This window comes from Effusibacillus pohliae DSM 22757 (assembly GCF_000376225.1).
GTDB lineage: Bacteria > Bacillota > Bacilli > Tumebacillales > Effusibacillaceae > Effusibacillus > Effusibacillus pohliae.
The window spans coordinates 26,556-40,744 of the sequence record NZ_AQXL01000108.1; the positions used below are offsets into that span (position 1 = coordinate 26,556).

Sequence of the window (14,189 nt, forward strand, 5' to 3'; positions counted from 1 at the left end):
GTCCGTTTGAAGGATCGATGGATCATTTGAAAATCCGTTCCAGTTCCACGGCCAAACCGGCAAACGTGAAAGAGTGTGCCGTTTCGTTCTCTTTGAATGTCCTGCTGCTGTGTATTTCTTTGTCTTCAAACAGATATACGGTAACTTCCTTGTTGATCGGATTCACAATCCAATATTCCTTGACACCGCAGGACATATAGAGATCCAGTTTTTTGATCAAATCCTTGCTGCGGGTACTCGCAGATACGATCTCCACCAGAAGGATCGGAACACCTTTATAGTAGTCGTTCTCATCCAAATGTTCATGCAGGTCGCAAATCACCATCAGGTCGGGTTGGACAATATTGATTTCTTCCGGCGTTCTTCGCAGTTCAATATCATAAGGCGCTGGTAACGGCATGCAATCTTTCCCCTGAAACCAGATGTAAAATATCCCGAATAGTTCAGCCAAAACGATTTGGTGAGCCGTTTTCGGTGAAGACAGCAAGTAGATTTCTCCATCAATAAACTCATACCGTTCCTCTGAGCCCTTCGTCAGTTCCAGGAATTCCTCGTAAGTCGCCTTCCTCACGGAATGGTTGTATTTTTCCGCACTTTCCCTAACAAGTCCCGCTTTTCCTTGAGTCTCAGCGTTTTCCTTGACGGCTGTAAGTTTGGCCACGGCGTTGCCGTTTCGGGTAATGATGATATCCTCTTGCGCGGCTAACGTCAAATATTTGCCAAAGTTGTTTTGCAACTCCGTGGAGTTGACCGTTTTCATAAGGAGACCCCCACTTGACGTTTTAGCTAAAATAGCTAATATCATTGTATTCAACCGGAAGAAAAGATGTCAAGCCGGCGCGGGCGACTTTTTAGTATCCCGACTCGCCTAATAGAGTAGATTTCGTGAAAAACGGCTCTGCCGCAAACGACGCGAACAGAGCCGTTCGATTGTGTTATTGCTTGCCCTCCGTGTGAATGTGGAAGGTGACGCCGAACTTGTCCGTTACCTGGCCGTAAGCAGGGCTGAAAAATGTTTCCTGCAGCGGCATGTTCACCTGACCGCATTTCCGTCCATAATCAAATAGGGGGTCAAACGCAATGCCACCATCATCAGCTCCCTGACCAAATTGTGTTTCACAACCAGTATCCCCCAGATTGGATTGGAAAACAAGCTGCAGCGTCAACCCGAGTCCAGTCTCATTTACCGTTACTTGTTTCTGCTCTGTAATGCGGGGGAGGTTCGAATTTCAGTATCCCGACTCCTCATTTAATTCCCTGCTTTAAATTGTTCTATCTTTTGGCCTGTTTCCTTGCTAACCGATACCACTTTGAGTTTTTTATATAACAATTCATCCGGATTCCCCAAAAAATTCCACATATACTTGTTTCCTTGTCCTGCAATAAATGGAGTATCAATAAACCCTAGATGCCCCTTTTCCCCCGCATTGTGTAGCCGCCCGATTCAAATGTGGGACTGACCCGCCAGTTTTCTGAGATGGGGGCGGAGAGAGTTTGCTTATCCCCTGGATTCCCATGAGTAGAATCCTCATCATCCGAACACCCGGCAAGAACGGCTGCCAGGAAAAGAGCGGTGACTACATTTCTCATGCTATCAAACCCTTCTTACGAGATCATAGAAGTGTCAAGAAGAACGCATCCAATTGATACCGACATGTCAGTCGGTATCAATTGGACTATCTCTCCACCTACACTTGTTCCAGAACATTCGCTACACAATACCCTGATTGGTTCACCGTCCATTTACAACCGCAATCAGCAGACAGTCTTGTATTCCAAGGATCAGGGTTTGAATTTGGTGTGCAATCGCAACAGACAAACAAAAGCGGGTCCGTCGCCGGAACCCGCCTGCAGATGCGCCCACACCCCTGTTTTTACACCGTCACCTTTGCCGCTTCCCATTCGGGAGGATGCTCCGTCACCGTGATCGCCGCGTATTCCGTTTCCGACAATACACTGGGGTCATCCTTCATCATCCACCAGTAGACGAACATGGCGACAAACAGGCCCACCGTCCACGCGTTGTCCCACAGGAACGACAACCCCGGAACAATGAGTCCCAGCAAGGAAGCGGCCAATCCGATCACCAGCGCGTACACCCCGCTTTTGTTAAAACCGCCAATATACGAGTAGCGCCCATCTGGTTTATACAATTCCACCAGATCCATCCGGCGTCTGCGGACCAACCAGTAGTCGGCGATCGCGATGCCGTCGATCGGCCCCAGGAGCGCACCGTACGTACCCAGCCAGCCAAAGATGTAGTTGCCGAAGTTCTCCAAAATATACCACGGCTGCATGGCAATCGCGATCAGCCCGGTAATGATCGCGCCGATGCCGAAGGTGATGCGGCGCGGCCACAGATTCTCGATCGCCCGCGCGGGAGCGACCACGTTCGCTCCGACATTGATCGTCACCGACGACAGGACGATGCCGATGGCGCCGATCAGTACCACGACGGGCGGAAATTTCGCCAAAAGCTGCACCGGATCCCAGATCGCTTTCCCGAAAATCACCACGGTGGCGGACGTGACGGCGACACCGATGAACGAAAACAGCGCCATCGTCGTGGGCATCGACAACAGTTGAGCTCGCGCCTGCGACTTCTGGGAGGTCGCGTACCGGCAGAAATCCGGGATGTTGAGCGCCAGTGTCGCCCAGAACGCAATTACGCCGGTCAAGGAAGGCCAGAATACGCTCATAAATTCGCCCGTCGTCCGGAATTTCGAGGGAGTGGACAGCATCGGCCCCCACCCACCGGCCGTCGTGACGGCCCAGATCAGGAGCGAGACGGCAAGCACAGCCAGAATCGGAGCGGAGAAGGCGCCGAGTTTGCGAATCGCCTGCGGCCCCCGGTAGGCGATGTACATATTAAGTCCCCAGAAAAGAAGGAAAACGATTGCGGTATGCCCGGGCACATTCGCCCACCCCGAGTGGAACGAGGTGATCAGCGCGTCCAATGCGCCGCCGCCAAACCACGCGTTGATACCGAACCATCCGGCCGCGACGATCGCGCGGGCCAACGCCGGAATATGCGCTCCTTTCGAACCGAACCAGAGCCGTGCGAACACCGGGTACGGAATGCCAAACTTCGTTCCTGCGTGGGCATTCAACAGAATCGGGATCATGATGATCAGATTGCCGAGAAAAATCGTCCCGATCGCCTGCCACCAGTTCATACCCAGACCGATCATGCCGGATGCCAGCGTGTACGTCGGGATGCAGATACACATCCCGATCCAGAGGGCGGAGAAGTTGTACCCCGTCCAATTATGTTCCTGCTTGGTCGTCGGCCGCAAATCATCGTTCCATAACGGCGATCCCGCAACCTGCCCGATTCCCCGGTCGGTCAAAGTGACGATCCCCTGCTCTTCGATTTGGGTTTTCATTCGAACCCCACCTTTTTTGATCGAATCGTGACGGGAGAAGAGGGGGCGAAACAGGCTCAGACACCCCCGGCAGCAGCCCTATCCGGGCCCAGTCCCGCCCGCTCCCCGTCGTTTCCTACGGAAGCAGCCGCACCATATCGCCGTACGTTTCCGGCCGGCGGTCCCGGTAAAATTGCCACAGGTCGCGGACTTCGTGAATCAGATTTTTATCCATTTCGCCGATCACCACCTCATCCTGGTCGCGGCTTCCGATGGCAACGATGCGGCCGCGCGGATCGACCAGGTACGATTGGCCATAGAATTCTCCCATGTTCCAAGGGGCTTCTACGCCCACGCGGTTGATGGCCGCCACATAATAGCCGTTGGCGACCGCGTGCGCCGGCTGCTCCAGTTTCCACAGATACTCGGACAGCCCCGCGACGGTGGCTGACGGATTGAACACGATCTCCGCCCCGTTCAGTCCCAGGAGCCGCGCTCCCTCCGGAAAATGACGGTCATAACAGATGTACACGCCGATTTTGGCAACCGCCGTATCGAATACCGGATAGCCGAGGTTGCCCGGCTTAAAGTAAAACTTTTCCCAGAATCCGCATCCCTTGTCGCCTACGCCGACGTGTGGAATGTGCTGTTTGCGGTATTTACCGAGATAGGACCCGTCGGCGTCAATCACCGCCGCCGTGTTGTAGTAGACGCCGATTCCCGCTTTTTCGTAGACGGGAACGATGATCACGGCGCCCAGCTGCTTTGCCATCTCTTGGAACAGCCGGACAGTCGGTCCGTCGGGCACCTCCTCCGCCGATTCATACCACTTGGTGTTCTGCTCGGCGCAGAAATAGGGGCCGTAGAAAATTTCCTGCAGACAGATGATCTGCGCCCCCCGGTCGGCTGCCTCGCGCACCAGCCGCAGATGTTTCTCGATCGCTTTCTCCTTGTGCACGGCAACAGGCTCATCGCCATGCACATCGTGCGAGGCTTGGATGAGACCGATTTTCACTTTGTTGGGCATCGCTATACCTCCTCGCTCTCACTTGGCCATCCTGTCACTTGCAATGGTGGTCCCGCCCTCCGCCGGCTGAGGGACCGTCCGCTGTTCGAAGCCGGTCCCGCCAGCCCGCTCGCAGTGGCGCAGGCCGCTCCCGCCCCGCCCGGGTCACGGCCGGCGAAACGGTGTTCGCCTGATGAACTGCCCGAATCCCGGACGCCCGACAAACTGTTTGTCGCGGATCACAAACTCGCCCCGCAACAGAACGGATACCACCTGTCCATGCACCTTCATTCCTTCAAACGGATTGTAGTCCACGTTCATATGGTGGGTGGCGGCCGACAAGATTCGCGTGGCTCCCGGATCGAAAATCACCAGATCGGCGTCCGACCCGACGGCGATCGTGCCTTTCCGCGGGAACATGCCGAACAGTTTGGCCGCTTTCGTGGCGATCACATCGACGAACTGGTTGAGGCTGATCCGCCCTTTGTGCACTCCTTCCGAGTAGACGACGCCGAAACGGTCTTCAATCAGCGGGCCGCCGTTCGGGATCTTGGTGAAATCGCCTCTCCCCAACTCCTTCTGGCCCTTGAAATTGAAGGAACACTGATCGGAGCCGACCGTTTGCAGAATGCCGTTGCACAACGCGTTCCACAGCACGTCCTGGTGCCATTTCTCGCGCAGCGGCGGCGACCACACATATTTCGCTCCGGCAAAATCGGGCTGTTCCAAATAGCTGATGTCAAGCACCAGGTATTGGGGACAGGTCTCGCCGTACACCTGCCACCCTTTCTCCCTCGCCTCGGCAATCTGCCGCACCGCCTGCGCGCAGGAGACGTGAACCACGTACAGTTGCGAATCGGCAAGCGCGGTGAGAGCGGCCGCCCGGCCGGTCGCCTCCCCTTCCGCCTCCGGCGGCCGGGTGAGCGCATGATAGATCGGATCGGTCTTGCCTTCCGCCAACGCCCGTTTCGTCAGATAATCGATCACATCGCCGTTCTCCGCGTGCACCTGCACGAGGGCGCCCAATTCCCTGGCGCGGACCAATGTTTTGAACAGGGTTTCATCGTCCGCTTGCAGAACATTTTTATACGCCATGAACACTTTCAGCGACACGATTCCCTCTTCCGCCACAACATGCGCCAGTTCTTCCAGCACCTGGTCGTTCGCTTCGGCGATCATCAGATGGAATCCGTAGTCGATCACCGCCTTGCCTCTCGCCTTCTCGTGCCAGATGGCGATCGCCTCCCGCAGCGATTGCCCTTTGTTGGACAGGCAAAAATCGATGATCGAGGTCGTTCCCCCGAACGCCGCCGCCCGCGTGCCGGAAGCGAAATCGTCCGCCGTGACCGTTCCGCCAAACGGCATATCGAGGTGTGTGTGCGGATCGATCCCGCCCGGGAACACATAACAGCCGCCCGCATCGATCACCTCCGCTCCGCTCGCCTCCAGTTGCTCGCCGATGGCGACCACTTTGTCCGCTTCGATCAAAACATCCGCCTGATACGTTTCGCTGGCGGTGACCACCGTTCCGCCGCGAATCAGTTTGCGCATCTATGATCCCCCCGCTTGTTCATCGTTTCGCCGCCGCAGGACGCTTGACCAGCCAACGCCGCCTGCCGTTGATTCCATGTCAGCGGCGGCTTGCCTGTGACAATTTCCACCATTTGGATCGTACCTTCCACGGGGCATACGATTTGGCACAGATTGCACCCGACGCACTCGTCTTCACGCACCACCAGGTGCTGTTTGCCGGTCCGCTCGTCATGCACGATGTCGATACATTGATGGGAAGCGTCCTCACACGCGATATGGCACTTGTTGCAGTTGATGCAGGTCGCTTCGTTGATGCGGGCGACGATTTTGTAGTTGAGATTGAGATTGCCCCAGTCGGAATAGGTGTGCAGGGATTTGCCGATGATGTCCCTGACGGACGGGATCCCTTTTTGATCCAGATAGTGATTCAACCCATCGATCATATCCTCGACGATGCGGAACCCGTGATGCATGGCGGCTGTACAAACCTGCACGCCGGAAGCGCCCATCAGCAAAAATTCAACAGCGTCGCGCCAGGTCGAAATTCCGCCGATGCCCGAGATGGGGATGCCGACCAACGGATCGCGCGCACACTCCGCCACCATGTTGAGCGCGATCGGCTTCACCGCCGGCCCGCAATAGCCGCCGTGCGCCCCCTTTCCGTCCACATGCGGAATCGGCAGCCATGTATCAAGGTCGACCCCCATCAAACTGTTGATCGTGTTAATCAGACTGATCGCATCCGCGCCGCCTTCCCTCGCCGCTCTTGCGGTGAACCGGATGTCGGTGATGTTCGGCGTCAGCTTGACAATCACGGGCGTTTGCGCGACCTCTTTCACCCACTCCGTTTGTTGCCGGACAAGGTCCGGATGCTGGCCGACAGCCGACCCCATCCCCCGTTCCGCCATTCCGTGCGGACAGCCGAAATTCAGTTCCAATCCGTCGACGCCAACCGCTTCCACCGCCTTCACGATTTCATGCCATTTCTCCCGCTTCGGTTCGACCATCAGCGACGCGATCAGCGCGTGTTGGGGAAACCGTTTTTTCACCTCCGCCATTTCCCTGAGATTGACCTCTAACGGACGGTCGGTAATCAGTTCAATATTGTTGAATCCCAGTACGCGCTGTCCGCCATAATGCAGAGCGGCAAACCGGGATGTGACATTGATGATCGGGTCGTCCGTCAGCGTCTTCCAAACCGCTCCTCCCCAACCGGCTTCAAACGCCCGCATCACCTGGTAGCCCGAATTGGTCGGGGGAGCGGATGCCAGCCAAAACGGATTCGGTGATTTGATTCCGGCCAGTTCGATCTGCAGATCCGCCATGTTTCCCGCCTCCTTGCATCCGATTTGATAGGATCATTGAAACAGGTGGGCACGCATCAACCGGCTGGCGATTGCTGTTCCAACGCGGCATGAATCGCATAAGCCGCCCGTTTGCCCTGCTCCGCGGCGTCGACCACCATCGCGTCCGTCTTGCCGCCTCCGAAAATAAAATCGCCCGCGGCAAACACGTTCGTCCGCGATGTTTTGTACGTTCCTTCTTCCACGATGGGGATTCCGTTCCGGTGATTGATTCCAAACGCCTCGATCAACGGCAACTGCCGTTCCTGCCCGATCGCTTTGATCACATAATCGACCTCGACCACAAACTCGCTGCCGGGTACCGGAACCGGCCGTCTCCGCCCTTTCTCGTCCGGTTCCCCCAGTTCCATCCGGATCAGCTCAAGCGCGGTGACTCGGCCATCCACACCGAGGATCCTTGTTGGCGCCACCCGCCAACGGAATTCCACCCCGTCCTGTTTGGCGAACTCGTACTCGAAATCATAGGCGGTCATCTCCTGCTGCGTGCGGCGATAGAAAATCTGGACCCGTTCCGCCCCCAGCCGCACCGAACAGGTGGCCGCATCGATCGCCGTGTTGCCCGCTCCGATCACAGCCACTTTTTTCCCGATCAAATCGCGCGTCAACGGTTTCGTCTTGGTCTCCTCGATAAACGAAATCGCATCCCAGACGCCCGCCAGTTCCTCGCCTTCGATCCCCAGGCGGGGGACGGCCCCCATACCGACCGCCAGCAACACCGCGTCGTGTGTATCCACGAGCTCTTGTGCATGTACATCCACCCCCACCTTGACGCCATAGCGGAAACGCACGCCGAGCGATTCGACCTGTTCAGCCTCCCACAGCGGAATCTCCTGCGGCAGCCGGAAGGACACGATCCCGTACGTGTTCAGCCCGCCCGCTTTTTCTTTCGCTTCATAGACGGTGACATCATACCCGATCCGGGCCAGTTCGCGGGCGGCCGACAAGCCTGCCGGTCCGGCGCCGACGATCGCCACCCTGCGGCCGTTTGGCGCCCCGGCTTGAAATAACACCGCCCGGTTCCAGATCGCCCAATCGGTCGCATACCGTTGCAACAGGCCGATCATGATCGGGCGCGACGCATGGTTTAACACACAAGCGCCTTCGCACAGTTCGGAAGTCGGGCACACCCGCGCGCAACTCGCCCCCACAGGATTGGACTCCATGATCGTTCTGGCCGAGCCGTACAGGTTGCCGGTGGCGATTTTTTTGATAAAAGACGGAATGTCAATCCTCGTCGGACACGCTTTGACGCAAGGCGCGTCATAACAAAACAGGCAGCGGTTCGCCTCATCAACCGCTTCTTTCGGTTTCAGCGGCGGCACCACTTCCCGAAAATTGGCGTGGAGATCCTCCACGGGGATGAACGCCTGTTTCACTGCCATTCCGATACCCCCTTGATGAGTGGTAGAATCGATGTTTTGGAAACCGCCTGGCGGTCGCTTGGCAGATGATCCAAATCGGTGATCGGCCGGGATGTGTGAGCATTCGGACACAACCGTCAGTCCCGCTCTTCCGTGTCCCCCTTTGTCCTCATTTTGCTGTTCGGTTTATTTTATCGATGCATATTTGAAAAGATTCTTGGACTCGTTGTCAGCTTTTTTTGACAAACGTTTTTACATTTTGTCAAATCAAAAAACGGGCGTTTCTTTCGCCGTCGCAAAAGAAACGCCCGCCCACAGTCACTGCTACACCCCGGAAGGAGGCGCTACTCCCCAAACGCTTCACGCACTTCGGGACGAGATTGGTTCCACAGTTCGCCGCCGCGAAACTCTTTCAGGAAAGCGCCCAGCTTAGCTTTCTCCTCCGGTTCCAGCACCTCCAGTTTGATCAGGCCTTTCATCGCATCGCTCATTTTGTTGACCTGATCAGGCAAACTTTTGTATCCCAGTTTGGCCTCCACGTCGATCCGGAACGGAATCGCCGCACAAATGCCGTGGTAGCCCATGCCGGTCTCGCCTTTTTTCAGCGTCACCCAGACGACACACACGCGCCGTCCGTTCGGAATCTGGTCGGGGCTTTTCGCGCCAAACTGGATGCCCCGTTCCACCCGGCTCTTCCCGTGAATCGCCCCGTTGTCCACAAACACGGAATCCCCGTCGATAATGACTGCCGACAGCGAAGCAAACTCATCGGGCGTGTCATGCCCCGTCTTTGCCGTCAAACTTAACTCCATCCGTGTCGCCTCCCATACTGTTTGTATCGGCTCCGGCCCTGCCCTCTAATGCCCAACCTGCTTGGAAGGCAGGGAAGTCGGCAAGTTTGCAACCGGCCGCCTGGGGTTCATCGTGCCGAGATACACGCCAATCAACACGGTGACAAACCCGACCGCATGAATCCAGATCATCCGCTCGCCTAAAAGCAGAACGGCAAACACCAGGCTGGCCGCCGGCATCCCGTTGAGGAACATAGCGGTGCGGCCCGCCCCGATTTTTTGGATACCGTTGTTCCACCAGATGCCGCACAACCCGGTGGCCACCCAGGCGGAGAACAGCAGCACCGTCCAGACGAACCAGTCGGCGGGCCATGTGACGCCGCCCCTCTCCTGCGTCTCAAACACGGAAGCAACCGCCAGACACAACGTGCCGACCGCATGCATATAAGCGGTGATCGCCACCACCGAGACAGTTTCCGCCGCTTTCTTCACGAACAGACCGCCCGCCACATAAAACAGCATCGCTGCGACCACCAGCCATTCCCCTTTTCCAAACAGAAAGCGGCCGTTTCCTTCCAGCATCGAATCGCCCGCCACCACCAGGAACACACCGGAAAACCCCATGACCAACCCGAGCACCCGGTTCCACGTCAACGGTTCGCGAAACAAAAAATAGGCCAAAAGCCCCGTGACCAGCGGGTTCAGGGCCAGAATCAGCGAACCGGTCGAGGCGTTCGCCGTTTGCAGTCCCATCGCCAGCGTCGTCTGGTGCAAAAAGATGGCGGACACGCCAGCCCCGATAATGTACAGCCAAGACCGCGCCGGGATCTGCCGGAACGAAGGATGCTGCCCGCCCCGCCACCAAACCAGGATCGCCAGCAGCAACAAAGTGGCAGCCCCGATTCGTACCGCCGCCAGCGTGATGGGCGGAAAATGTCCCACCAAGAATTTCACCATCACCACATTCAAGCCCCAAATCACGACGACAGCCGCAAGCAGCGCTTTGACCGCCCGGTCTTCCCTCATCGTTCCACTCTTCTTTCACACTGAAAAATTCGTTGCCCACACCCTTCTCCGGATCAGCCAGGTTCCCCGGCTCGCATCGCCCCCGGCAACAACTGCCGCCTTACCGGTAAAATACACCGTCGCAAATATACGCGGCCGGTCCCGTCATCAACACGGGGCCGTCTTCCTGCCACTCAATCTCCAGGTCGCCGCCGAGCAAATGGACAAGCACCTTGCGGTCCAACCGGTCCGTCAGAATGCCCGCCACCACCGCCGCACAAGCGCCTGTGCCGCACGCCTGCGTGATGCCCGATCCGCGTTCCCACACGCGGAAGATGATTTCCCCGCGGTTCAGCACCTGGATAAACTCGACGTTCACCCGCTCGGGAAACAACGGATGGCGCTCAATCAGCGGACCGACTGCCGCCACATTCACCTGATCTAGATCGTCAACAAAAATCACCGCGTGCGGGTTCCCCATGGAAACGGCGGTAATTGTATACGGGGTTCCCTGAACGTCGATCGTCTCCAGGATCGTCGTCGTTTCCGGGTCGCCCAGCATCGGCAAGTCTTTTTTTAACAAACGGGGCGCCCCCATGTCGACCGTCACCAATTCCACCTTGTTGTCCTGCCCCACTTGAACGCGCGCCTGCACAACACCGCCCAGCGTTTCAATTTGAAACTCCCGCTTCCGGGTCATTCCCCGGTCATACACATATTTGGCGACGCTGCGCAGTCCGTTGCCGCAATTTTTTGCTTCCGATCCGTCATTGTTGAATACGCGCATGCGAAAATCGGCCTTGTCGGAAGGCCCGATCAGGATCATCCCGTCGGCGCCGATCCCGGTGTTGACATCGCTGACGCGAACAGCCAGTTCCGGCAGTTCCTCCTCGCAGAGCGTTTCCTCAAACAGATTCACATAGATATAATTGTTGCCTAACCCATGCATTTTCGTGAATTTCAATCCGTTCACCCCATACCGTCCCATCCGTGATTCTTCTTTCTATTATAACGGATCGAACGGAAAACGCGCGTTTGATTTTTCAATCCAGCGGCACTCTGCCGACCGTGACGAGCGTCGACTTGTCCAGATCCAGCACCGTTTGCGCCAGTTCGGTCACGTCATCCCGCGACACATTGGCAATCGCCCGCAGGTCTTCCTCGACCGGACGAATGCGGCCGAACACCGCTTCATCAACCAACAGCCGTTCCGCGCGCCAGCTCAACTGGTCGACGCCAAACAGCAGATTCGCCCGCAACGTCGCTTTTGCCAGCTCGATTTCGTCGGCTGTCACATCATGCCGAATCGCCGCCACTTCCCGCCGGATCTCGTCCAGCAACCGCCCGGCGTTGTCAGGATGCGTTGCCGATTGAATGCCGTACAATCCGATCTCCTGCCAGCCAGAATAAAATCCTCCGATCGAATAAGCGAGTCCCAGTTCGTTGCGGATTTTGCGGAACAGCCGCGACCACGAATCCCCGCCAAGAATCGAGGTCAGCACATCGAACGCCGGAAGTTTTCCGTCGCTTAGCGGCGGTGCCTGAAACCCGATGAAAATTTGCTCCTGCTCATGCTCCTCGTCGATATGCAAACGGGGTGACCGGGCGATCCGCACGGGAGGCTTCGGCTTGCTCAACCGCTTGTCCGCTCCGAACCAGCGCGCGAGCACCTCCACCACTCGCTCGTGTTCCAGGTTTCCCGCGACAGCCACGATCAGATTTTCGGGAGTATAGTAGGATTCGGCAAATTCCCGCAGGTCACCCCTGCCGATCGCCGCGATCGTCTCCTCCGTACCGAGGATCGGATGGCCAAAATCGCCCAGCACCTGATGGTACAAACAATCTTCCCCCCAGGCTGCCGGGTCGTCCCGCGTCATCCGCCACTCTTCCAGGATAATGTCCCGCTCCCGCTCGACCGCCTGCTCATCCAGCGCAAAGCGGCTCAACATCTCCGCCATGATCTCGAGCGCCTGCAGCATCGTCGAAGCCGGAGCCGTCAGGTCATAGACGGTCGATTCGAAGCCGGTCGACGCGTTCGCGACCGCACCCAGCCGGGCCAATTCCATCATCAGCGTATCGTGATTTTTGTCGGGCGTTCCCTGAAACACCATATGTTCGAGAAAATGGGCCGTTCCCCACCCGGCAGGCGCTTCATAAGCGGAACCGGCGGCGAAGCGAAAAAGCGCCACCGCTCCCTTGTGATGCGGCGTGCGCTCGGTGAGAATGCGAATGCCGTTTGGCAATCGCGTCCGTTGCACTGCAGAACGACCTGTCATTCAGCCAACACCTTGTCCACTTCTTCCGGTTTGAATCCGACGGTCACCCTCTCCCCGCTGACGATGATCGGCCGTTTGACCAGCATGCCGTCAGATGCCAGCAGTTCAAGGATTGCCTCCTCGTCCATCTCTTTCAGTTTGTCTTTCAGGCCGAGCCCGCGGTATTTTTGTCCGCTCGTGTTGAACCATTTGCGGACGTCCAATCCGCTCTTTTCGATCCAAGCGCGCAGTTCTTCTTTTGTCGGCGGATTGTCGACGATGTGCCGCTCCTTGAGCGACACCCCTTTGCTTTCCAGGTATTTTTTCGCATTGCGGCACGTGGTGCATTTCGGATACTGAATGAATAATACGTCAGTCATGTTGGGATCCTCCTATCGTATCATTATCCGCAAATTCGACCGGAAAAACTGTAATACCTCTTACGGTTGTCCAGTCCAATAAATGGTATACTAGTACGTATCTACAACGTTTTTCACCGAAGGAGTGTTTCGCTTGAATCAAATCTCGAATGTACTGAACAAACAAGTCGCCAACTGGACCGTGTTGTATGTAAAATTGCACAATTGACGAATCGCCGGAGCAGATGGTGCAAGCGATCATCGACGACTACTCCACCATTATAGCCGAATTGAAAGCGGGAATGGAAATTGCCCAACAAGCGAATGATGAACCCACACATGATTTGCTGCTCGCCATCCACACCGGCCTGGAACAGCATGTATGGATGTTGCGTGCTTTCCTGAAATAAGCACGCTGCCGACAGTCCTTCACCGGAAGGGCTGTCAAAATTGTACAGGGAGGCTTCCAAACATGTACGTCGTGTTCAACGTACTCCAGGTCCCCGCCGAAGGCAAGACGAAAATGGCGGAACTGTTCGCCAAAAGCGCGGAAAACATGAAACAGGTGCCCGGCTGCCTGGAGTTTCTGTTCCTCGATTCGAACGAGGAGGACAAGCAGATCGTGTTTACCAAATGGGAGAGCAAGGAAGCGTTCGTCGCCTGGACGCAGAGCGAATCGTTCCGCAGGGCGCACGATGAGCGCCGCACCGGCCAATCGACCGCCACCGGCTCCAAACTTGAAACCTACCAGGTGATCCATAGCACGTAAGAACAATTCCAAACAACAACTCACCGGTGACGACTTTGGTCGGATTAACACCCTTAGATTGGACATATGCTCCTGATATTGTGATCTTTCGCATTCTTTCTACGGCCTTTGCCCTGGTCCATAAATTGCCATCGGTCGTCGGTCTGTCAAGGGTCGCTGACACTGAACCTTCGGTTCCCCTTGACAGCTCCGCCTCCCTCTGGCTTGAGGCAGTTAAGGGCAAAGGCCCACAATACGCACCCACGTGCGTCACACCCTCACAGGGCGCTTTGGTTGTAGTCCTGTCTCAAGATGGCGGCGATGGAATTCGGCTGGCGGTAGGTAATGCAGGCTCGAATGTAGCCGGCGGTTGTTGTACCTGCGCACGAATTCCTCGACCGC

The 14,189-nt window shown here is 56.7% G+C and carries 13 protein-coding genes and 2 pseudogenes; 2 read left to right on the forward strand and 13 right to left on the reverse strand.

Going from position 1 to position 14,189, the window contains the following annotated elements; genetic code table 11:
* Positions 1–22: 22 nt before the first annotated feature.
* From C230_RS0105790 to C230_RS0105850, 12 genes and pseudogenes are all read right to left on the reverse strand, one after another.
* Positions 23–760, reverse strand: coding sequence for a type II toxin-antitoxin system Phd/YefM family antitoxin (locus C230_RS0105790; protein ID WP_018131093.1), 738 nt, complete (start codon positions 758–760; stop codon positions 23–25).
* Positions 761–935: 175 nt separating this feature from the next.
* A pseudogene (locus tag C230_RS22400) lies at positions 936–1,046 on the reverse strand (VOC family protein); the annotation flags it as partial.
* Positions 1,047–1,874: 828 nt separating this feature from the next.
* Entirely contained in the window at positions 1,875–3,386 is a 1,512-nt protein-coding gene (locus C230_RS0105805) for an NCS1 family nucleobase:cation symporter-1 (RefSeq protein WP_018131096.1), read from the reverse strand.
* Positions 3,387–3,501: 115 nt separating this feature from the next.
* Positions 3,502–4,392: a nitrilase-related carbon-nitrogen hydrolase gene (locus C230_RS0105810; protein WP_018131097.1), complete on the reverse strand. Its 891-nt coding sequence runs from the start codon at positions 4,390–4,392 to the stop codon at positions 3,502–3,504.
* A 144-nt stretch (positions 4,393–4,536) separates the two neighbouring features.
* Positions 4,537–5,922 carry a dihydropyrimidinase gene (gene hydA / locus C230_RS0105815; protein ID WP_018131098.1) on the reverse strand — a complete coding sequence of 462 codons (1,386 nt, stop codon included), beginning with the start codon at positions 5,920–5,922 and terminating at the stop codon, positions 4,537–4,539.
* The gene (gene preA / locus C230_RS0105820; RefSeq protein WP_018131099.1) at positions 5,910–7,229 is read right to left on the reverse strand and encodes an NAD-dependent dihydropyrimidine dehydrogenase subunit PreA; all 1,320 of its coding nucleotides are present in this window, start codon (positions 7,227–7,229) and stop codon (positions 5,910–5,912) included. The genes hydA and preA overlap by 13 nt, the downstream gene beginning before the upstream one ends.
* A gap of 56 nt (positions 7,230–7,285) precedes the next feature.
* The gene (locus C230_RS0105825) at positions 7,286–8,650 is read right to left on the reverse strand and encodes an NAD(P)-dependent oxidoreductase (protein ID WP_018131100.1); all 1,365 of its coding nucleotides are present in this window, start codon (positions 8,648–8,650) and stop codon (positions 7,286–7,288) included.
* A gap of 323 nt (positions 8,651–8,973) precedes the next feature.
* A complete protein-coding gene (locus C230_RS0105830) occupies positions 8,974–9,441 on the reverse strand; it encodes a YwhD family protein (protein ID WP_018131101.1) in 468 nt (155 codons plus the stop codon).
* 45 nt (positions 9,442–9,486) lie between these two features.
* Positions 9,487–10,446: a DMT family transporter gene (locus C230_RS19590; protein ID WP_018131102.1), complete on the reverse strand. Its 960-nt coding sequence runs from the start codon at positions 10,444–10,446 to the stop codon at positions 9,487–9,489.
* Between the two features lie 100 nt (positions 10,447–10,546).
* The gene (gene dapF / locus C230_RS0105840; protein ID WP_211208005.1) at positions 10,547–11,398 is read right to left on the reverse strand and encodes a diaminopimelate epimerase; all 852 of its coding nucleotides are present in this window, start codon (positions 11,396–11,398) and stop codon (positions 10,547–10,549) included.
* Positions 11,399–11,468: 70 nt separating this feature from the next.
* Positions 11,469–12,701 (reverse strand): M16 family metallopeptidase, encoded by a 1,233-nt coding sequence (locus tag C230_RS0105845; protein ID WP_018131104.1) that lies wholly within the window; start codon positions 12,699–12,701, stop codon positions 11,469–11,471.
* Entirely contained in the window at positions 12,698–13,060 is a 363-nt protein-coding gene (locus tag C230_RS0105850) for an arsenate reductase family protein (RefSeq protein ID WP_018131105.1), read from the reverse strand. Before C230_RS0105850 ends, C230_RS0105845 begins: the two co-directional genes overlap by 4 nt.
* 200 nt (positions 13,061–13,260) lie before the next feature.
* Between C230_RS0105850 and C230_RS23330 the strand changes: the two are divergent.
* Both C230_RS23330 and C230_RS0105860 read left to right on the forward strand, forming a co-directional pair.
* Positions 13,261–13,449, forward strand: a pseudogene (locus tag C230_RS23330) (ferritin-like domain-containing protein); the annotation flags it as partial.
* 62 nt (positions 13,450–13,511) lie between these two features.
* Complete coding sequence (locus C230_RS0105860) at positions 13,512–13,808, forward strand: antibiotic biosynthesis monooxygenase family protein (protein ID WP_018131107.1); 297 nt, start codon at positions 13,512–13,514, stop codon at positions 13,806–13,808.
* A gap of 249 nt (positions 13,809–14,057) precedes the next feature.
* Here C230_RS0105860 and C230_RS23855 read toward each other — a convergent pair.
* Positions 14,058–14,189 (reverse strand): IS3 family transposase (locus C230_RS23855; protein WP_407635574.1); only part of this gene is annotated, 132 nt, incomplete at its 5' end.